This is a genomic window from Pseudomonas sp. MWU12-2029, assembly GCF_023242425.1.
Taxonomy (GTDB): Bacteria; Pseudomonadota; Gammaproteobacteria; order Pseudomonadales; family Pseudomonadaceae; genus Aquipseudomonas; species Aquipseudomonas kribbensis.
On the sequence record NZ_JALJDY010000011.1, the window covers coordinates 94,861 to 115,525 of the forward strand.

A 20,665-nucleotide genomic window follows, 5' to 3' on the forward strand; every position below is an offset into this window, starting at 1 on the left:
TGACGGTTCACGATGGCAGGCCTTCAAGCAGTTGCCGGGCGCGTTCGAGCACGTCCTGATCGAGCTGTGCCTTGATCCCGTCGAACCCCGAGCCGCGCGTGGCATCCAGGCCCATGCGTGAAGTGGTGCCATTGACCGAGGACGACGGGTCCAGCGGGCTACCGGGCAAACCGTCGATGGTGAAAATGTCGAGGTGCGGCTGGAAATGCGTGGCCAGTGCCCACAGCACCTGGCTGTCGTCGGTGAGGTCGATATCGCTGTCCACCGCGATCACGGTTTTCAGGTACGGATCCCAGCCGAGCAGTGCCAGCATGATCTGCCGGGCCTCACCGTCGCGGCTCTGGTCCAGCGCTACGTAGCAATGAAAATGCGTGCCGGAGTTGGGGTAATGCACGGCAGTGACGGCGGGGAAGCGCGCCTTGAGCTTCTCGCTCATTTCCGCTTCGCGGGGCAGCCGCGCCAGGGTCAGGTGCTCTGCATAGCGCCCGCCCATTACGTCCACCAGCCAGGCGTCCTTGCGTCGTAACAGGGTGTCGACGCGCAGCACGTTGTTGGTCGAGCGATCCGAGGAGTAACCGCTGAATTCGCCGAACGGACCTTCTTCGGCATAGGCCGCCGGGTCTATCGCGCCTTCGAGCACGAACTCGGCGTAAGCCGGAACGCCGATGCCGTAGCGCGGGGTCTTGACCAGTTCCAGCGGCGCACCGAACAACCCGCCGGCCACCGCGCGTTCGTCGCTGCCGTAGGGCAAGCGAGCCGCAGCGGCGAGCATGAACAGCGGGTGCGCGCCGACCACCATGGCCACGCGCAATTCTTCGCCGCGCTCGCGGGCGGTCTGCAACATCCGCCACAGGTGCCCGCGTGAATGCAGGCTGGTGGCCAGGGCCTCACGGGCGTGGCGCATCGAGCGGTGGTAGCTCATGTTGGCGATGCCGGTCTGCGGGTCCTCGGCGATGATGATCGCGTTGGTGATGTAGGGGCCACGATCACTGTCGAAATGCTTGAGCATCGGCAGCTGCGCCAGATCCAGCGCTTCGCCTTCGAACACCTCGTCGAGTATCGGGCCGGTTTCGACGTAGCGTGGCGGGATCGGCTGGTTGGCGCGGGTCTGGAAGGTTTCGTGCAACTGCGCGGCGCTGACGCCGAACAGCCGGGCGATGCGACGGCGAGAGGCAAACAGATTGGTCGCCACCGGCACGCCGAGGTTGCCGACGTGTTCGCAGATCAACAGCGGGTCGCGGCCCTGGGCGGCGAGGGCATCGACCAGGGCGGTGACGTCCTGATCGGCAGAAAGGGGTTGGGTGATGGTCAGCACATCGTCCGGGTACTGGCGGCGATAGGCGTCGATGAATACGTGAAAATCCTGAGAGTCGCCGAGCGTCGAACGGGTCATGGTTTCACCTCGTAAAAAGCAGGCGCGCAGGGGTGAGGCTGGCGTTCGATCGACAAGCCGTTGGCCTGCCGGTCGAGCGAACGCCGGGTCATCTTCGCGCCTGTAAAGTCGCTGTGTACGGGTTTAGAGGTAGGTCGTGGTCAGACGAATGTCCGCCTCGGCCAGATCCTTCGGCGGCGGGGTCGGTTCGATCCCGCACAACCGGGCGATGTTGTTGCCCAGGTAATCCTCAAGGTGATCCTCGTCGATCCCCAGGCCTTGCGGCGCCGGCGAGCACAACACTTCCAGCTCGCGCAGCCACATGCCCGGTTCGTTCGGCGGCGAGTCGGTGCCGAACACGATCTTGTTGCGCGGCAGTTCCTTGGCGAATTCGACGATCCGCGACTGGAAGCACCAGCCGGATTCGCAGTACACGTTCGGCGTGTCCATCGCCATCCAGAACGCCTCGAACGAATAGTTGCCACCGGTCTGGATGCCGAAGTGACCGATGATGAAATTGACCATCGGGAACTCGCGGATGATCGGGTAGAACATCGTCGGAATGGTGTACGGGCCGTCGCCGGTGTGGATCAGCACCACGATGTTGTACTTGGCGCAGACTTTCATCGCCGGGCGCAGCCAGTCGAGTGCGCGATCCGGGCGATAGCCGTGCATGTTGGCGTGCAGCTTGAGCATCTTGAAGCCGTATTCCTTGATGTGGAATTCCAGCTCCGCCGCGCCGTTTTCCGGTCCCCAGCGCGGGTTGAAATTGAAGTTGCCGATGAAGCGGTCCGGGTACTTCACGCACAGTTCGGCGACGTACGACATGTAGTCGCGCACGCCCTCGCGGCCACGGCGGTTGCCGTCGCGATAACCGGTGTTGCCCGGTGGCGGCTGGATGAAACCCATGTCGATCCGGCGTGGCTTGCCGTTGATCATGTACGGGCCGTCCATCAGCTTGAGCATGCGCTCGCCGGTGAACGGTTCGCCGGTGTGGCGCCAGGCCTCGTCGACCAGGTTGGTGGGGTGCAGATGGGTGTCGATGATCATCGGTTCAGCTCCTGGCCAGTTGAGTGGTGACGGGGCGCTTGAGTTGCGCCTCTGCTTCGGAAACGGAACGCGGCGGCGGGGACGGCTGAAGGCCGATCATCCGTGCGGTGTTGTTGCCCAGGTAATCCTCGAGGGTGTCCTCGTCGAGGTTCAGGCCCTGCGGCGGCTCGTGGCAGAGCACTTCGAGCAGGCGCAGCCACATGCCCGGTTCGTTCGGCGGTGTGTCGGTGCCGAACAGGATCTTGTGGGTCGGCAGGACCTTGGCGAACTCGACGATCCGCGATTGCAGGCACCAGCCGGACTCGCAATAGACGTTGGGCAGCTCCATCGCCCACTGCATCGGTTCGAACACGTAGACGCCGCCGGTCTGCACGCCGAAGTGGGCCATGATGAAATCGACGTTGGGGAATTCCTTGATCATCGGCACCCATTCCGACGGGATGCTGTAAGGCCCGTCGCCGGTGTGCAGCTTGACCGGAATGCCCAGCTCGGCGCATTTCTCGAAGGCCGGACGCACCCAGTCCAGCGCACGGTCGGGACGGTAGGCGTGCATGTTGGCCTGCATCTGCACCATCTTGAAACCGTGTTCCTTGACGTAGCGCTCGATCGCCTCGACGCCGTTTTCCACGCCGCAGCGCGGGTTGTAGACGAAGCAGCCGATGAAACGGTCCGGGTAGGTCTGGACCATTTTCAGGGTGTAGGCCATGTAGGCGTCGATGGATTCGCGGCCCGACAGTTCGCCGTCGGTCCAGGTGTAAATGGTGTTGCCCTGGGGTGGCTGGATGAAGGCTTTGTCGATGCGGCGAGGCTTGCCGTTGACCATGTACGGGCCATCCATCATCTCCAGCAGACGCTCGCCGGTGAACGGGTCACCGTCATGCCTCCAGGCGAGGTCCACCAGATCGGTGGGATAGCAGCTGATATCGATGATCATTGAAGTCGATCTCCTGATAGCGGGGAAGGGAGCCTTGCGGCTCACAGCATCCACGTCCCGGGCAATCGGCCGTTTCTATGCGCAGCACTCGCGCATTCCCTCGCCTGTTCGCATCCGGCCCGGGTGGGTGGTTGCTTGAGGCGAGTATTGGAAGGCGGGGGAGGGTTCGTACAATATTAATTGGGTGGGGTGGTGATACTTGTTCGATATGGGCTTGCCGGAGATAGCGTCAGGACTGTGTTTGCCGGGCCAACTGCTTGATCACTTCAACAACAGGCGCCACCCGCTCGGCCTGCCCATGGGGCCACACCGCATACAGGTTGTAATGCGCCGCAATCTGCGCCTCGTTCAACGCCACCAGCCGCCCGTTGCGCAACGCATCGGCAGCCAATAACCCACGCACCAGCCCGGCGCCAACGCCAGCCTCCGCAGCCGCAATCAGATTCGCCGCATTATCGAAAACCACCCGCGCCGGCGGTTCGCTCGGTGTCATCCCGGCCGCATCCAGCCACGGAATCCACGACCTGCGCGTATACCCCAGCAGCGGCAATTCAAGAATCTGCGCCGGGCTCAACGGCAGCTGCAAACCATGCCGCTCCAGCAACGCCGGAGACGCCACCGCCAGCACCCGATCCCCGCAGATCTGCGTCATCTCGCAATCATCCCAATCGCCATAACCATAGCGCAGCGACAGGTCCACCCGTTCGAACGTGCTGCGATCACTGCGCGGCATCGACAGGATCGTCACTTCGTAATCCGGCAAGCCGTCGAGCAACTGCGGCAGGCGCGGATTGAGCCAGCTCTGCGCCAGTTCGCTGTCGATATCCAGGGTCAGACGCTGGGCCACGCTGCGGTTTTTCACCGAGGACAGCGCCCGGTCTATCTGCGCCAGACCATCCGACAGCACGCTGGCAAACAACTGCCCGGCGTCGGTCAGGTTGCTGCCGCCGCCTTCGCGCACGAACAGCGGCTGGCCGATGAATTCTTCCAGCGCACGGATCTGCTGGCTGATTGCGCTGTGGGTCAGGTCGAGCTTGCGCGCGGCGCTGGAAAAGCTGCCGCTGCGCGCCGCGTGGATGAACGCGCTCATGGACTGCACCGACGGGTATCGCTTGTACATGTTGTTAGTCCTGCTTACACCGGTTGGCAGAAATCGTCGCTGGCCGCGTGTTGCCCGGGGTTCCAATAATCGGTGACCAGGCCCGCACAAAGACGGGCCGCTCTTTTGGAGCCTGACAATGATTGCATTCACGGTTAACGGCGAACGACGCGAGCTGGATGAAGCGTCCCCCTCCATGCCCTTGTTATGGGTGTTGCGTGATCAGTTGAAACTCACCGGCACCAAGTTCGGCTGCGGCATGGGCCTTTGCGGTGCCTGCACCGTGCACCTGAACGGCGTCGCGGTGCGTTCCTGCCAGTTGCCGCTGGCCGCCGTCGCGGGCCACAGCATCACCACCATCGAGGGCCTGTCGCCCAACGAAAGCCATCCGCTGCAACTGGCCTGGGTCGCCGAAGATGTGCCGCAATGCGGCTACTGTCAATCCGGGCAGATCATGTCCGCCGCCGCGCTGCTCAACACCGGCGCCCCGGTCAACGACGACTCGATCCGCAACGCCATGTCCGGGAATATCTGCCGCTGCGGCACTTACGGGCGCATCAACAAGGCGATCAAACGTGCGGCGAACGCGCCGAAGGAGGCGTGATGAGCCTCGTCGAAAATGCCGGTTTCGAACTGTCGCGCCGGGTGTTTCTAAAGCAGACGGTGACGGTGGCGTCCGGCCTGGCGATTGCGCTGTATCTGCCAAACGGTACAGCAACTGAATCGAAAACCACGGCCACTGAATTCGAACCCAACGCCTGGGTGCGCGTGCTGCCTGACGGCACGGTGAAACTGGTGGTGCACAAGCACGATTCCGGCACCGGAACCCAGACCGCGCTGGCCGCGTGCGTGGCCGAGGAACTGGACGTGAACCCGATGACCGTGCAGGTCATCACCCCGGAAGATCCGTTTTTCGAAACCTACATTCATCCGGTCTGGAAGGTTTTCTCCACCGGCGGCAGCACCAGTGTGTCGCTGGAATACGATCGCCTGCGCATGGCCGGCGCCACGGCCCGGGCGCTGCTGATCAGTGCGGCGGCGCAGCAGTGGAAAGTCAGCCCCGACAGCTGTTCCACCGAAGAAGGCCGAGTCGTGCATGCCTCGAGCAAACGCAGCCTCGGCTATGGCGAACTGGCCGGCGCGGCGGCGCATCTGCCGGCGCCGGCCAATGTCACGCTGAAGGATCCGGCGCAGTTCAAATACATCGGCAAATTGCGTCACAAACGCGATGCGGCGGCCAAAGTGTGCGGGCGTTTCAAATACAGCATCGACGTGCAGTTGCCGGGGATGCTGGTGGCGGTGATCCAGCGTGCGCCGGTAGTGGGCGCCAAGGTTGTCGCGGTGGATTCGGCGGCCGCGTTGCAGGTGCCGGGTGTACGCAAGGTGATTGCGATTCCGGGCCGCCCGGACGTGCTGGGTGGCAACCTCGAAGGTGTCGCGGTCCTGGCGGAAACGTTCTGGGCGGCGCAGCAAGGACGCAAACTGCTGGAGATCAAATGGAGCGACTCTCCGCTGGCCAGTTTCGACAGTGCCGAGCTGCCCAAGGCACAGGTCGCAGCGATCAGCGATCCGGCAACGCAAACCGTCAAAGCCATGACCCAGGGCGATGTCGCCGGACAATGGCCGGGCGCGGCGAAGCTGCTCGAAGCCGATTACACGATGCCCTATAAGGTGCAAAACCCGCTGGAGCCGATCTGCATCACCGCGCAGGTCAAGGACAAGGCGATCACCTACTGGGGCGGCGTGCAGGTGCCGTCGTCGGCACTGGAAGCGGCGCAAACCGTGTGCGGCATCGGCAAGGACAAGGTCACCATCCATGAGCTGGTCTCCGGCGGCAGCTTCGGTGCACGGGAAGCCAAGTACTGGCTGTTCGAAGTGGCGTATCTGGCGCAGCAGACCGGCGTGCCGGTGAAGTTGCTCAACAGCCGCGAAGACGAAATGCACGCGCTGTTCAATCACCCGGCCACGCTGCATCGGGTAAAAGGCGCACTGGATGCCCAGGGCAAACTCACCGCGCTGCAACTGCATGCAGTGTCGCCGGCCTCGCCGGAGCAGTGGGAGCCGGGCTATTTCGAGCGTCCGGGTCACATGGATTACAGCACCACCGAAGCGATCACCGCGTGGGACTTCGCCTACCGTCCGCCGCACCTGGAACTGAACTGGGTCAGGCACGAAAGCCATGTGCCCAGCGGCTGGTATCGCTCCGTAAGTTTCATTCCCAACGTGTTTGCCGTGGAAAGCTTCATGGATGAACTGGCCCATGCCGCCGGTGAAGATCCGTTGGCGTTCCGGCTGGCCAACATGCAGGAGCGGCCAAGGCACGTCGCGGTGTTGAAACAGGCAGCCGAACGCGCTGGTTGGGGCCAGAAACTGCCGCCGGACACGGCGCTGGGGATCGCCACCAATCAGGGCTACACCAGTTTCATCGCCGTGGTGGCGCGGGTTGCGAAGGTAGACGGCAAGGCGCGGGTAGAGAAGCTGACCTGTGTGGTCGACTGCGGTTTGGCGGTGTCGCCGGGCGGGGTTGAAGAGCAGATATATGGCGGACTGATGTGGGGCCTCGGCCATGCGCTGTTCGACCGTCTCGACATCCAGCAGGGCAGGGTAGTGCAGAGCAATTTCCACGACTATCGCGTCACGCGCATGTCCGACATGCCGCCGGTGGACATCCTCGTGCTCGATGGCCAGCCGGACAAACCGGGCGGCGTCGGAGAGCTGGGCAGCCCGTCGGTGGTTCCGGCGATTGCCAATGCGCTGTTCAGCCTGACCGGGGTGCGTCAGCGTTCCACGCCATTGAACCTGGGGTAAGCCGCCATGGACCTGCGATTGCTGCGGTACTTCATGGCCCTGGCCGATGAGCTGCACTTCGGCCGTGCCGCCGAACGCTTGCACATCTGCCAGCCGCCGCTGAGCCAGCAGATCCGTTTGCTGGAGGAAGAGCTCGGCACGCCGCTGTTCGAACGCAGCCATCACCGTGTCGAGCTGACGTCGGCGGGGCAGATGCTCAAGGAGCAGGCGCCGCTGGTGTTCGAACAACTCGAACGGGCGCTGGACCTGACCCGGCAGACCGGGCGCGGGCAACTGGGCGAGCTGGAAATCGGCATGATCAGCTCGGTGATGGTCGGCGTGCTGCCCAAGGCGCTGCACCTGTTTCGCGAGCGTTACCCGCAGGTGACCTGGCGCTTGCATGAGATGACCCCGGCGGCGCAGGTCAAGGCGTTGAAGGAAAAACGCATCGACGCCTGCGTATTCCGCGTCGGTTATGACGACCCGCAGTTGCGTAATGAATTGCTGATCCACGAGCCGATTCATGTGGTGATGCCAGCGGATCATCCGCTGGCCCGGCGTGAAGTGCTGGCGCCGGCTGATCTGGCGCAGGAACCGTTTGTGGCGCTGGAATTGAAGCAGTCGCGCTTCGCCAATTTTCTCTATCAGTGCTGCATTCAGGCCGGGTTCACCCCGCAGATCCGCCAGCAGGTGATCGAGGTGCAGACCTTGCTCAGTCTGGTACGCGCCGGGTTCGGCGTGGCGCTGTTACCGGCCTCCATCGAGCAACTGGCGCCCGCCGGGCTGGTGTTCCGGCGCCTGACCCCGGCGTTGCCGCAAGTGCCGCTGTACGCGACCTATCGGGCGGACGATGCCTCGCCGGTGCTCAAGCTGTTTCTCGATACGCTGCGGGAACTGGTCGATCACTCATCGCGATAACCAAGGACAAAATTGCCCGGCACGATCACAACGGCCAGCGGTCGTAATCTTCACATGCGCGAACTTGTGGAGAAGCAATGAGCCGGGACGTCCTGACCACCGAAACCAATCGCCGTCAGTTGCAACAGATCATCGCCGGTCTGTCCGACGGGGTGATTCTGCTGGAACTCGACCAGACCATTCTCTGGGCCAACGAAGCTGCGCTGGCGATGCATGGCGTCAGTCGCATCGGCGAGTTGGGCAACAATGCCGGGGAGTATGCCGAGCGCTTCAATTTGCGCTATCGCAACAACCACACGCTGACACCGGAGCAGTACCCGATCAGTCGCGTGGCGGCGGGGGAAACCTTCAGTGACGTGCTGGTGGAAGTCACCCCGCACAGCGATGAAGAGCGCACCTGGGTGCACAGTGTGCGCAGCATGGTGCTGACCGATCGTGACGGCGAGACCGAATCGCTGGTGCTGATCATGAGCGACGTCACCGATTGGGCCAACGCCGAGCAGCGCTTCGAAAAAACCTTCAATGCCAACCCGGCACCGGCGGTGATCTGCCGCCTCAGTGATCTGCGTTACATCAAGGTCAATCCGGGGTTCCTGGAGATGACTGGCTATACCCGGGATCAAGTGATCGGCGCCTCGACCTATGAGCTCGACATTCTCGAACAGGCCGAACGCAAGGAACTCGCCATCCAGCGCCTGCGGGATGTCGCGACCATTCCGCAGATGCAGGCTGAGTTGCGTCTGCCGGACGGTGGCAGCAAGCAGGTGATCGTCGCCGGCCAGCCGCTGGTGCTCAACGACGAGGACTGCATGCTGTTTTCGTTCGTCGACATGGAGCTGCGGCACAAGGCTGAAGTCGCCCTGCGCCAAAGTGAAGAGCGCTTCGCCAAGGCCTTTCGCCTGACGCCGGTGCCGATCCTGATCTGCAGCGCCGACGAGCAGCGGCTGATCGACGTCAATCAGGCCTTTCTCGATACCCTGGCTTACGAGAGCGACGACGTACTCGGCAAGACCGTCGCGCAGCTGGACTTCATCGATGAACCGGCGGAACGCGCCCGGTTGCTGGCGGCGCTGGAGAAGACTGGTCGCGTTGACCGCGTCGATATGCGGATCCGCAAGAAAGACGCCGAACTGCTTGAGTGCGCGGTGTCCGCCGATACCGTCAACATCCAGGACACGGTGTGCTATCTGCTGGTGCTGATGGACATCACCGAACGCAAGCGTACCGAGCTTGAACTGGTGGCGGCGATTGAAGAGGTGATGAAGGATGCTTCGTGGTTCAGCCGTACGCTGATCGAAAAACTGGCCAATGTGAAGAAGGTCAATTCGCCGCAACTGCCCAGCGTTTCGTTCACCGATCTCACGGCTCGCGAGCGTGATGTGCTGGGGCTGATCTGTGAGGGGCTGGCGGACAAGGAGATTGCTGCGCGGTTGAAGCTGGCGCCGAACACGGTGCGCAATCATGTGGCGACGGTGTATTCCAAGCTCGATGTGCACAGTCGCAGCGAGGCGATTGTCTGGGCTCGGGAGCGCGGGTTGTTTTCGGGGAGCAGCAGGGGGCAGCGGTAAGGTGCAAATGCACTAGTTCATGGGGTGCAAATTCGGGTGTTTGATCGGGCGGGGTGTTCTTAGTCTGGTGAGGTGCGGTGCGGTTTTTTCTCCGTGATCGCGTCCCTATTGAACCTGCTAATGGATCAGCCCCTTATGAATGTGTTGTTTGTCGTTGAGTTTCGTTGTGTGGAGCTGGCGCGATGATTTATCTGGCGCAGTTGCGGGCGCAGCTTGAGCGCAGTTTTTCGCCGTTGGCTTGTGAGTGTGTGGTGGATGGGGATCATTCGCTTACTGTGAAGTTGTATGAGCCGGTTTCGGGGCGGGTGGATTTGGTAATCAGTGGGTTGAGTCTGGATGCCTTGCGGACGCCGGAAGCGGTGGATGCCTTGATTGATGAATTGCGGTATGAGCTTGAGAGTAATTCTTTGCGGTCGCCGGGGTGAACTTGGCGGCCTCTGGGCCGACCAGGTTCATGGTTTTTTGAGTGAATATCCGTTTCTTCGGGTGTTGCGGCTGGCGGTTTCGCCCTTACGGCGAGTCCCTTTTGGCAAACGCCCCAAAAGGAACCAAAAGGTCTGTGCCCTGACGTTCGGCACCTCGCTTTGGCTCGGTGTTCCTTCGCTCCGGGATTGATCCGGGGGGCATCGCCTACGGTTTGCTTCGCTGCACCTCCTCTCGATGTGTTTGGCTTCGCCAAACGGTCGCTGCGCTCCCACCCCCGGATCAATCCCTCCACTCAGCCTGCCGACGGGCCCTGCGATCAAAAGCGGTACTCGAGCTAACGCTCATCGTGTTGAGTGGGGCGGCTTCGCCGCTTGCTCTTCTGTGGGAGCGAGCCTGCTCGCGATGGCGGCCTGATAGCCGGCCAATTACCTTCGGCTGTACGTGAACCATGTGGGAGCTGGCTTGCCAGCGATGGCGGCCTATCAGTCGACGCATTTAGTCGATATTTGCTCATCCCGAAAATCGACAGCAAATATCACCTGTTCTCCCCATTCCACTGGCACTCACCCCCCACTGGTCTATAAGGAATGAGTGGTTCGGTTTCCATAACCGGGTATTTGCACGCTCGGCGACGGGAGTTTGTCTTCCATTTATCGCGGGTCATCCTATGAACAATCCTGGGAAACGCGTGTGTTTTTCGTTGTTGTCGGCTTTCGGTCTGGTGCTGCTCAGTGGCTGTGCCAGTCCTCCACCCCCTCCGCCGGCAGCGCCGCCTCCACCCCCTGAACGCACCTGTCAGGTGATGGAAAATACCGAAGTCGCCGGTGACATGTATGCCGACGGGCAGGTAACCCGACACATCACCAAGACGCGTTGCGTCACTCAATAACGCACGCGCCGTCGAAGGCGCGGGTCGAGTGGATTGTGCTGGTGGCCGATCTGGTCGGCACCGCTGTGTTTGCCGTTGAAGGCGCCATTGCGGCGATGCACGCTCAACTCGATCTGTTGGGCGTGATGGTGATTGCCTTCATCGTCGCGCTCGGCGGCGGGGTGACCCGTGATCTGTTGATCGGCGCTACGCCGCCCAAGGCTGTGGCCGACTGGCGTTATCCGGCGCTGGCGTTTGCCATGGGCGGGGTGGCGTTTGTGTTTCATGAGCAGGTGCTGGGCTGGTCCGGTTCGACTTTGATCGTGCTGGACGCGGCGGGGTTGGCGCTGTTTGCCGTGGCCGGGGCGCAGAAGGCGTTGAATTTCGGCATTTCGCCGTTTGTGTCCATGCTGATGGGGACGATTACCGGCGTTGGTGGCGGGGTGCTGCGGGACATTGTGCTGGCGCGGGTGCCGTTGGTGTTGCAGGCGGATTTGTATGCCAGTTCGGCGTTTGTCGGGGCGGCGGTGTTGATTGTCGGGCGCAGGCTGGGCGTTTCGCCGGTGGCGGCTGCGTTGCTGGCGGGGGCGGTGTGTCTGTTGTTGCGGTTGTTGTTGGTGCATTTCGGCTGGCAGTTGCCGAAGGTTCTGGAGGCATGAAAAAGGCAGCCCTTGGGCTGCCTTTTCTTTTACATCAGCGGCGGATCAGGACAGGAAACCGCCGTCCACGTTCAGCGATACGCCGGTGGTGTAGCTCGAGGCATCGCTCGCCAGGTACAGCACGGCGCCGGCCATTTCGCTCGGGTCGGCTACGCGTTTGAGCGGGATCTGCGTCAGGGCTTGCTTCAGGATCGCGTCGTTTTTCACCAGGGCCGAGGCGAATTTGGTGTCGGTCAGGCCCGGCAGCAGGGCGTTGCAGCGGATGCCGAATTGCGCGCATTCCTTGGCGAAGACTTTGGTCATGTTGATCACGGCAGCCTTGGTCACCGAGTAGATGCCCTGGAAGATCCCCGGCGAAATGCCGTTGATCGAGGCCACGTTGATGATGCTGCCGCCACCGTTTTCGCGCATCAGCTTGCCGGCTTCCACCGACATGAAGAAGTAGCCGCGGATGTTCACGTCGACGGTTTTCTGGAAGGCGCCGAGGTCGGTGTCCAGCACGTTGCAGAACTGCGGGTTGGTCGCGGCGTTGTTGACCAGGATGTCCAGGCGCCCGAACTGTTCCTTGATCCCGGCGAACACCTGGCTGATCTGTTCCATTTCGCCGATGTGGCAGGCGACCGCTGTGGCCTTGCCGCCGGCGGCGATGATGGCGTCGGCCACGTGCTGGCAGCCTTCGAGTTTGCGGCTCGAAACGATCACATGGGCACCTTGCTGGGCCAGCAGTTTGGCGATGGCTTCACCGATGCCACGGCTGGCGCCGGAGACGAAAGCGATCTTGCCGTCGAGGTCGAACAACTGAGTCTTGGACATGGGATTCCCTTGTAGTGAGCCTTGTTATAACGCCGTCATCAGAGGCTGGATTTGGCAATGACCTGCAGGCTCATCTGCTCCAGCAGTTTGTTCATGTGAATGAACTGCGCAAAGCGTTTGTCCTGGGTCTGGCCATGGAAGAAGCGGTAGTAGATCTGCTGCACGATGCCGGCCAGACGGAACAGGCCGTAGGTGTAGTAGAAGTCGAAATTGTCGATCTGGATGCCCGAGCGCTCGGCGTAGTAGTCGACGAATTCGCGACGGGTCAGCATGCCCGGCGCGTGGCTTGGCTGGCGGCGCATCAGTTGCACCGGTGCCGGGTCGTCGGCCTGGATCCAGTAGGCGAGGGTGTTGCCCAGGTCCATCAGTGGATCGCCGAGGGTGGTCAGTTCCCAGTCGAGCACGCCGATGATCTGCATCGGATTGTTCGGGTCGAGGATGACGTTGTCGAAGCGGTAGTCGTTGTGCACGATGCTGGAGGTCGGGTGGTCGGCCGGCATCTTGTCGTTGAGCCAGGCTTTGACCTTTTCCCAGTGCGGTGCGTCCGGGGTCAGGGCTTTTTCGTAGCGTTCGCTCCAGCCTTTGATCTGGCGGGCGACGTAGCCTTCCGGTTTGCCCAGATCGCCGAGGCCGCAGGCGTTGTAATCAACCCGGTGCAGCTCGACGAAACGGTCGATGAAGCTCTTGCACAGGGCTTCGGTTTTCGCTGCGTCCAGGCCCAGTTCCGGCGGCAGGTCCGAGCGCAGGATGATCCCCTTGACCCGTTCCATCACATAGAACTCGGCGCCGATCACCGATTCGTCTGTGCAGTGCACGTAGGCTTTCGGGCAATACGGGAAGCCGTCACGCAACTGGTTGAGGATACGGAATTCGCGGCCCATGTCGTGGGCGGACTTGGCCTTGTGGCCGAACGGCGGACGGCGCAGGACGAATTCCTGGTCCGGGTATTCCAGCAGGTAGGTCAGGTTCGACGCGCCGCCAGGAAACTGGCTGATCTGCGGCGTGCCGCTCAGGCCCGGAATGTGCGCCTTGAGGTACGGATCGATCAGGCTGGCATCGAGTTCTTCGCCAGAGCGGATACGGGTGGACTGGTCAGTAAGCGCCATGCTTATCCCTTCTGCTTATTTTGGAGGCCAGACATCATTGGCTAATCTAATGGCGCGCTCGGGCGGTCACAAGCGCGGTTCGGTCTTATAGGTTAGCGTGTTGGACGATAATCACCTTTGGGAATGTGCGCGGCGGGCCGCTGGCGACTAAGGTTTAGCGCGTATGCCTTGTTCACAAAGGAGCTTTGAAATGGGCTGTCCGCAAGTCTGTGCCAGCGCTACGCTGCAATGCAGTTTCGGCGCCGCACCGGCGGTGCTCAACGTGCTGCCGGTCAATCGCACGCTGACCGGCGGGATGCCGGCGGCGAACATCATGGATCATATTCCGCTGGTCAACGTCACCACGTTCGGCATGTGCATGAGCATGGCCAACCCGATGGTCGCCGCAGCCACGGCTGCTGCGCTGGGCGTGTTGACGCCGATGCCGTGCATTCCCGCCACCGCCACGCCGTGGATCCCCGGGGGCGCGCCGACCCTGTTGTTGGGCGGGATGCCGGCGATCGATGCCAACAGCACGTTGATGTGCAACTGGGCGGGGGTGATCAAGATCGTGATGCCGGGGCAGATGCAGATGTTGATTCCCTGAGTCAGGCCTGCTGCGGATCCGTCCACTTGCGAAACCACCAGCGCACCCGGGAAATCGGCTTGCCATCGGCATCCAGCGGTCGCCCGTCCTCGGCAAATCCTTGCTCCGGCTCCATCAACTGCCCATTCAGATAGCGCGCATCCACCGCCGGTTTGCCGTTGGGATGAAAGCGCTGATAGCGCCCCTCGCGCACACCGTCGCGATAGAACTCGGCCTCCGCCACTTGCCCGTCGGGAAAGTAATTGAACGCCTCGCCATGCAACAAGCCGCGCCGATAGGTTGCCTTGCGCTGCAACCAGCCTTCGGGCGCATAAAAACTGGCGACGCCTTGCAGCTTGTCGCGCACGAACGGCATCTGCGCCGAGACCTTGCCGTTGGGATGGTAGAGCAGGGACGTGCCCTGCAATTGGCCCTGGGTGTAATTCAGGTCTGCCTGTTGGCGACCGTCATCCTTGATATTCAACGGACCGTCGAGCTGGCCGTCCTGCAATCGTCCCTTGAGGTGTTTGTCATCCTGCTGCAAATCCAGCGGTGTGATCGCCATGGCGACTCCTTGTCAGTTGACCTGTACCAGCCCGCCCTTGATGGTCAGCATGCCGCCGCCGTCCACGGTCTGCGAGGCCGCGCCCTTGTTGGTCAGGCTGATGCCGGCATCGTTGGTCAGCGTCGTTCCGGCCTTGTTGTCCAGCGAAGTACCGGCCTGATTGGTCATGGCGGTGCCGGCCTTCTGGGTGATCGAAGTGCTGGCCGAGGTCGCCAGATCCGCGCCGCTCTTGATCGTGAAACTGCCGCCGCTTTGCAGCGTGAGGGTGCCGCTGACCTTGATCGTCAGGTTGCCGTCCACCGTCAGGTTGTAGTCGCCGGTGACCTTGTCGGTGTAGTTGCCGCCGGTGCTGTGGTTCTGGTCGGCGCCCACCTTTACGGTGCGACTGTCTTTAACATCGAGGCTGTCGCTGCCGGTCTGGATGGTCACGCTGCGTTTGCCTTTTTCCAGGGTGACGGTCTCGTCGCCATCCTTGACCGTGCGGGTACGGGCGTTTTGCACCGTCAGGGTTTCGTCGTGGCCGACGGTGGCGGTGGTGTCGTTGAGCACGTTGATCTTCAAGTCTTTCTGCGCCTGCAGGAACACCTCTTCGGCATCCTTCTTGTCCTCGAAACGCAGCTCGTTGAAACCGCCGCCGCTCTTGGATGATTGAGTCTTGATCCCCGACTGGGTCTGGTTCGCCGGCAAGGCGTAGGGCAGGGCGTTGTCGCCGTTGTACACGCAACCGGTGACCAGCGGCCGGTCCGGATCGCCGTCGATGAAGGTCACGATGACTTCCTGGCCGATGCGCGGGACGAACTGCATGCCGAAACCCTTGCCGCTCCACGGCAACACCACGCGGACCCAGCAGGAACTGGTTTCGTCGTTCTTGCCGTCTCGATCCCAGGGGAACTGCAACTTGATCCGGCCGTACTCGTCGGTCCAGATTTCCTCGCCGGACTTGCCCACGACGATCGCGGTCTGCGGATGCATGCGCGGTTTGGGCGTTGTGCGTTGCGGACGAAATGGTGTGGCCTTGGGGATGGCTTCGAAGCGGTTGCGATAGCTTTCGTGGCTGGCGTCGTGGGTGACCCGCGTGACGACCCAATCGATGTTCAGGCTTTCGTCTTCGTGGCCGTCGAGGGTGAACCAGTGGCCCGGGATCATCCAGCGGCAGTCGCTTTCGCCGACGAAGCGTTTCTCCTCGCTGCGCAGCCCGTCGACCCGCTGCTTGGTCAACGCATCGCCGCGCGCCTTGGCGTTGTAGCCGCCGGGATGCTCATAGATCGACAGCGGCCCGGCCACGGCTTCGGCCTGGCCGAAGAGTGAAGTGGTCGGCGTGGTGAACTCGTAATCCGTTGCCTTGTACACCCCGGCCACCGCTTGCATACACACCTGACCCGAGCGAATGCCATGCAACTCGCGTTCGCCCATTTGCTGGCCCAGATACTTGACCTTCGGGCCGTTGGGGATCTGCACGAAGGCGTCATTGCTGTCGCCCAGCACTAGCGTGTGCTTGCCCTCGTCGTGGGTGAAAAACCAGAAGATACCTTCCTCTTCCAGCAGGCGAGAGACGAAGGCAAAATCGGTTTCGCCGTACTGCACGCAGTACTCGCGCGGGGTGTAGCTGCCGGTCAGCGAGAGTTTGAAATCGGTGAAGCCGTGGGCCTTGAAGATCGTGGTGACGATGTCCGAGGTGGCGAGGTTCTGGAATACGCGGTTGTTGCTGGCGAGGGTCAGCCACCAGAGCCACGGACGTAAAACCAGTTGATAGCGTTCGGCGGTGGCATCGGCTGGCAGTTGGCGGATTTCAGCGACCAAGGCATCGAACGGGCGGAGTTGGGCGTCGTTGTGCAGGGTAGTGGTGACGTGGGTGGCGATGGCGGTGGTCAGGGTGAGGGAGGTGCCGTCGTTGAGGCCGTTGAGGATTTGCGAGCCCAACAGATTGAGCGCCTCGTCGCCGGACAGCGAATCAGGGTAAATCGCCGACAACGAGGGTGCGGTGAGGGACAGGGTGGTGTTGCTGTCGGTAGACCGGGGCATGAGCTGACCTCAGCTGTTGGGAGAGAAAAAGCTCACCACCTGAACGTACCGCCTTTCTCATGGATTGCAGCCTGGTTGTCACTGACCCACCCATCCATCTCTCTCTCGTTTCCATAAACGTAGCTGTACATCACCACCGAGTTTCTAACGTAAGGCTCGAGTTGCGGCCCGCAAAGAGGGCAGGGGCTGAGTTCGATATAGATACGTGTAACGAAGTTGCTGTAATCACCGTCAGGGAGCGCAACACTGTTGATCGCCTGAACCAACGCACTGATTTCAGCATGCCCGCGAAGGGTTGTGACGACTTTTTTGGTTGTTGTTGTGTAGTTTCCGAGAAGGTCCAGTTTCAGCGCACTGTCGCCGAATTTGTACATCAGTACGCCGCGTGAGGCATCAAAGTGTTCGACGACGGCAAAACAGGTTCCATGGGAGGCGCCCGAGCCGGCCAAGGCTCGACGAGTTGAAGAGGATTCATGGCAGATGGTGGCCAAGTCAGGAATCGTCCCGCCGTTGGTGGCGTGATTGGCCGCCAGCCAGTTGGCGTATAGCGGGTTTGTTCCTGTCATTGCGACATTGCCACCTGAGTAACGACCGACCTTATGTATTTCTGCCATGGCAATCTCCGCCGGGATTCTTTCAGTTCGCTTCGTCAACAGGCGTCAACAAAAATAAATCTGTCCCCTTATAAAGTGCTTGTCAGCTGAACCCCCAAAGTCGATAACCTGTCGACAGACCCTGGTTGTAAGCCGTTGCGACCGCATCCATGCAGAGGGCTACGCCTTGGGCGCCCTCCAGCTTGAATTCGCCAAAGTTGGGATCGAAAAATACGCAGCTGCTGCTTTTGCCAAACAATACCCAAGGTCGGTAAAAGGCCACGGAATGCCCGCCAAGCGTGCCCTTGATAGACAGAATGAAGTAGCGGCAGGAAGAGGTGAGTACGAACTCGCCGATGGCTTTACCGGCAGTGGCGAAGCTCTGGTAGGCCTCCGCTTTTGTCTGGCCCAGCGATCCCACCCCGCCGGTTCTCAAGGCCCCCAGGGTCGCGGCTGACGGAGAGCCGGGTGTATCGCCGCTGATGTCCACATACTCGGACTGGAAGTCAGAGGCCTGGCGCGCCGTCTTCTGTTCGTGCAGCAGTCCGGTGCTCATCGTAGGCTTGACGATGTCCTTGAGGTAGTCGTTGCCTTTTTTCTTGGCGATGAGCCATGCGGTGCTGACACCCCGGCAGATGCCGTCCCGGTTGTCGGCGACGAGTAAAAGAAAGCTGGACTGACCGAAGTTGTAGATGCCTTCGCCATGTCCTTCGATTTTGTCGCAAATGGCCTTGTAGCTCATGCTGCCTCCCTGATTCCGGCAATGTGCTTGCGCACAACTACTCCAACACCCACTCCGCCAACTTCCCCGTCACTTGCGTCATCAACACATTCTCGACATCCCGCGCACCGGCCGCGCTGCACTTGGCGAGTACCGCTTTCACAATTCCCGAATCAAACTCGAACTGCTTACCGGTCGCCGCCTTGTAGCGGCCACGCAATTTCTCCAGCTTCGCCAGCACAATTCCTTCCAGTGTCGCCTCATCCAGCGGCCGATACGCGACCACCGTCATGCGCGCCAGAAACGCCGGGCGGAAGGCTTGCAGGAGGACTTTGTGCAGCGCTTCGTTGAACGCTTCCGAGCCGAGTTGTGCAGTTGGTGTATCGAGCAGCAACTCGGCACCGACATTGCTGGTGGCGAGCATCACGGTGTTCTTGAAGTCCACCACCAACCCGGTTCCGTCCTCCATCAAGCCTTTGTCGAAGACGTTGTAGAACGCTTCGAGCACGTCGGGATGCGCCTTCTCGATCTCATCCAGCAACACCACCGAATACGGTTTGCGTCGTACCGCTTCCGTCAGCACGCCACCGCTGCCATAACCGACGTAACCCGGCGGGGCGCCTTTGAGCTGGCTGACGGTGTGGGCTTCCTGATATTCGGAAAGGTTGATGCTGATCAGGTTGCGTTCGCCGCCGTACAGCGCGTCGGCCAGTGCATACGCGGTTTCGGTTTTGCCGACGCCCGTGGGGCCGACCAGCAGGAACACGCCGACCGGTTTTTGCGGATCGGTCAGCCCCGCGCGATAAGCCTGCAAACGCTGGGCGATGGTGTTGAGTGCGGTGCTCTGGCCCATGACGCGCTGGCCCATGCGGGTGCCTAGGGTTCGCACGGCATGGGCTTCGTCGGCAAGCATTTTGCCGACGGGGATGCCGGTCCAGCCTGCGATCACGGCAGCGACGGTTTTGCTGTCGACCTGTTCCGGCACCAGCGGGTCGTCCTGGCGAATCGCATCCAGTCCCGCCTCCAGGCGCAGAAGTTCGGCGGCCAGATGATCGATGCGACTGTCGGTGGCTTCGTCGGGCTTGTCGCTGTCGGCGCGTTCACTGAGGTCGAGCAATTCGCGGCGGGTGTCGAGCAGTTCGCGCACGGCGACGCGTTCTTCGCCCCAGCGGGTTTCCAGTTCGCGGATCGCCTGGACATTGGTCTTCGATTCACTTTCCAGCAGGGTGATGCGTTCGCGGTGATCGAGCCCTGTGGCCTGTTCACGACGCAGGCGCTCAACTTCTTCTTTCAGGCTTTGCTGGCGATGGCGCAGGCTCTCCAGCGGTGGCGGCACGTCATGCTGGCCGAGGGCAACCCGGGCGCACGCGGTGTCGAGGACGCTGATGGCCTTGTCCGGCAACTGACGGCCAGAGATGTAACGGTGCGAGAGCTTCACCGCTTCATGGATTGCGGCATCCAGTACTTGTACGCCATGGTGCTGTTCGAGTTTGGCGGCCACGCCACGGAGCATTTCCACGGCAGTGATTTCGTCCGGCTCCTCGACCTGTACAAGCTGGAAGCGGCGGGCGAGGGCCGGGTCTTTCTCGAAGTATTTTTTGTATTCCATCCAGGTCGTGGCGGCGAGGGTGCGCAACTCGCCTCGGGCCAGCGCAGGCTTGAGCAGGTTGGCCGCATCGCTGCCACCCTCGGCTCCGCCCGCACCGATCAAGGTGTGGGCTTCGTCGATGAACAGGATGATCGGCTTGTCGGCGCTGCGAACGGCATCGATCACGCCTTTGAGCCGTTGTTCGAATTCACCTTTGACCCCGGCACCGGCCTGCAACAGGCCCAGGTCGAGCACCCGCAGGCTGACTTCCTGCAACGACGGCGGTACGTCTCCGGCGGCGATGCGCAGCGCAAGGCCTTCGACCACCGCGGTTTTGCCCACGCCGGGTGCGCCTACCAGAATCGGGTTGTTCTGCCGCCGCCTTAGAAGAATGTCGATGCACTGACGAATCTCGCCGTCGCGACCAACGATGGGGTCGATACGCCCGGCGTGGGCGTCGGCGGTCAGATCCTGGGTGTATTGGTCCAGCACCGAGTCCTGCCGTGGCGCAGAACTCCCGGCAGACACTGAGCGCGGGCCGACGTGCTCGCGGGAGTTCTCCGTCCACTCCAGCAGATTCGCGCGCAAGGCTTCCTTGGGAATCCGCAGCAATGACGACGCACTGTTGAGCAGCAGACTTCGGCGCTCGTCACGATCAATCAACGCGAGAAGCAAAAGCCCGGAACGAATGCTGTCGATCCCCAGCACACTGGCCTGCACCACTGCATCTTCCAGCAATCCCAGCGTGTGCGAGGACAGCGCCGGCGTGCGCGTGCTGCCAGCCTTGAACAGATCCAGTGCCTTGTTGATTTCAGCCGTCAGTGCATCCCGTTCCAGCCCGAAACGCGGCAGCAGAAAAGCAAAGTCGCCACCGTCGATGTCGAGCAATTCCAGCAACAGATGCTCGATTTCGACAAAGTGATGCCCGCGCTGCAAACAGCGCTGGGCGGCGCGTTCGAGGGCGCGACGGTTGTCCGGGTTGAGGCGTCCGATCAGGCTGGCCAGTTCCAT

Annotated in this window: 18 protein-coding genes; 7 read left to right on the top strand and 11 right to left on the bottom strand. The window is 61.7% G+C overall.

Translation table 11 applies throughout. The annotated features are described in order from the left end of the window. Nucleotides 1-7 precede the first annotated feature (7 nt). The 4 genes from M5B44_RS24605 to M5B44_RS24620 form a co-directional block, all read right to left on the bottom strand. Nucleotides 8-1,393, bottom strand: coding sequence for a UbiD family decarboxylase (locus M5B44_RS24605; protein ID WP_248740816.1), 1,386 nt, complete (start codon nt 1,391-1,393; stop codon nt 8-10). 123 nt (nt 1,394-1,516) lie between these two features. Further along, nucleotides 1,517-2,422, bottom strand: a complete 906-nt coding sequence (locus M5B44_RS24610) for an amidohydrolase family protein (protein ID WP_007952854.1) — start codon at nt 2,420-2,422, stop codon at nt 1,517-1,519. Between the two features lie 4 nt (nt 2,423-2,426). Beyond that, nucleotides 2,427-3,356 (bottom strand): amidohydrolase family protein, encoded by a 930-nt coding sequence (locus tag M5B44_RS24615; protein WP_011334798.1) that lies wholly within the window; start codon nt 3,354-3,356, stop codon nt 2,427-2,429. A 229-nt stretch (nt 3,357-3,585) separates the two neighbouring features. Further along, on the bottom strand, nt 3,586-4,476 hold the full coding sequence (locus M5B44_RS24620; protein WP_248740817.1) for a LysR substrate-binding domain-containing protein: 891 nt from the start codon (nt 4,474-4,476) through the stop codon (nt 3,586-3,588). Nucleotides 4,477-4,594: 118 nt separating this feature from the next. Between M5B44_RS24620 and M5B44_RS24625 the strand changes: the two genes are divergently transcribed. The 6 genes from M5B44_RS24625 (at nt 4,595) to M5B44_RS24650 (ending at nt 11,681) form a co-directional block, all read left to right on the top strand. Continuing rightward, the gene (locus M5B44_RS24625) at nt 4,595-5,059 is read left to right on the top strand and encodes a (2Fe-2S)-binding protein (RefSeq protein ID WP_085711504.1); all 465 of its coding nucleotides are present in this window, start codon (nt 4,595-4,597) and stop codon (nt 5,057-5,059) included. Next, the gene (locus M5B44_RS24630; protein WP_248740818.1) at nt 5,059-7,263 is read left to right on the top strand and encodes a xanthine dehydrogenase family protein molybdopterin-binding subunit; all 2,205 of its coding nucleotides are present in this window, start codon (nt 5,059-5,061) and stop codon (nt 7,261-7,263) included. The genes M5B44_RS24625 and M5B44_RS24630 overlap by 1 nt, the downstream gene beginning before the upstream one ends. A gap of 6 nt (nt 7,264-7,269) precedes the next feature. Then, nucleotides 7,270-8,160 (top strand): LysR family transcriptional regulator, encoded by an 891-nt coding sequence (locus M5B44_RS24635; protein ID WP_248740819.1) that lies wholly within the window; start codon nt 7,270-7,272, stop codon nt 8,158-8,160. Between the two features lie 77 nt (nt 8,161-8,237). Then, nucleotides 8,238-9,728, top strand: a complete 1,491-nt coding sequence (locus M5B44_RS24640; protein ID WP_114883851.1) for a helix-turn-helix transcriptional regulator — start codon at nt 8,238-8,240, stop codon at nt 9,726-9,728. A gap of 182 nt (nt 9,729-9,910) precedes the next feature. Then, nucleotides 9,911-10,153, top strand: a complete 243-nt coding sequence (locus M5B44_RS24645; RefSeq protein WP_192551971.1) for a DUF1652 domain-containing protein — start codon at nt 9,911-9,913, stop codon at nt 10,151-10,153. Between the two features lie 874 nt (nt 10,154-11,027). Then, the gene (locus M5B44_RS24650; protein WP_248740820.1) at nt 11,028-11,681 is read left to right on the top strand and encodes a trimeric intracellular cation channel family protein; all 654 of its coding nucleotides are present in this window, start codon (nt 11,028-11,030) and stop codon (nt 11,679-11,681) included. Nucleotides 11,682-11,726: 45 nt separating this feature from the next. On the opposite strand, the gene M5B44_RS24655 is transcribed toward M5B44_RS24650, so the two are convergent. Both M5B44_RS24655 and M5B44_RS24660 read right to left on the bottom strand, forming a co-directional pair. After that, entirely contained in the window at nt 11,727-12,494 is a 768-nt protein-coding gene (locus M5B44_RS24655; RefSeq protein WP_085687598.1) for an SDR family oxidoreductase, read from the bottom strand. A gap of 38 nt (nt 12,495-12,532) precedes the next feature. After that, nucleotides 12,533-13,600: a phosphotransferase family protein gene (locus M5B44_RS24660; RefSeq protein WP_248740821.1), complete on the bottom strand. Its 1,068-nt coding sequence runs from the start codon at nt 13,598-13,600 to the stop codon at nt 12,533-12,535. Nucleotides 13,601-13,790: 190 nt separating this feature from the next. On the opposite strand from M5B44_RS24660, the gene M5B44_RS24665 reads away from it, so the two are divergent. Then, nucleotides 13,791-14,186: a DUF4280 domain-containing protein gene (locus M5B44_RS24665; RefSeq protein ID WP_007958887.1), complete on the top strand. Its 396-nt coding sequence runs from the start codon at nt 13,791-13,793 to the stop codon at nt 14,184-14,186. 1 nt (nt 14,187) lies between these two features. Here the strand turns inward: M5B44_RS24665 and M5B44_RS24670 are convergent, their stop codons facing one another. From M5B44_RS24670 to tssH, 5 genes are all read right to left on the bottom strand, one after another. Next, complete coding sequence (locus tag M5B44_RS24670; protein ID WP_248740822.1) at nt 14,188-14,730, bottom strand: toxin-antitoxin system YwqK family antitoxin; 543 nt, start codon at nt 14,728-14,730, stop codon at nt 14,188-14,190. Nucleotides 14,731-14,742: 12 nt separating this feature from the next. Then, the gene (gene tssI / locus M5B44_RS24675) at nt 14,743-16,752 is read right to left on the bottom strand and encodes a type VI secretion system tip protein VgrG (RefSeq protein WP_248740823.1); all 2,010 of its coding nucleotides are present in this window, start codon (nt 16,750-16,752) and stop codon (nt 14,743-14,745) included. Nucleotides 16,753-16,784: 32 nt separating this feature from the next. Further along, complete coding sequence (locus M5B44_RS24680; protein ID WP_248740824.1) at nt 16,785-17,366, bottom strand: hypothetical protein; 582 nt, start codon at nt 17,364-17,366, stop codon at nt 16,785-16,787. Nucleotides 17,367-17,448: 82 nt separating this feature from the next. Next, nucleotides 17,449-18,087 carry a YopT-type cysteine protease domain-containing protein gene (locus M5B44_RS24685; RefSeq protein ID WP_248740825.1) on the bottom strand — a complete coding sequence of 213 codons (639 nt, stop codon included), beginning with the start codon at nt 18,085-18,087 and terminating at the stop codon, nt 17,449-17,451. Between the two features lie 37 nt (nt 18,088-18,124). Beyond that, nucleotides 18,125-20,665: a type VI secretion system ATPase TssH gene (tssH, locus tag M5B44_RS24690; protein ID WP_248740826.1), complete on the bottom strand. Its 2,541-nt coding sequence runs from the start codon at nt 20,663-20,665 to the stop codon at nt 18,125-18,127.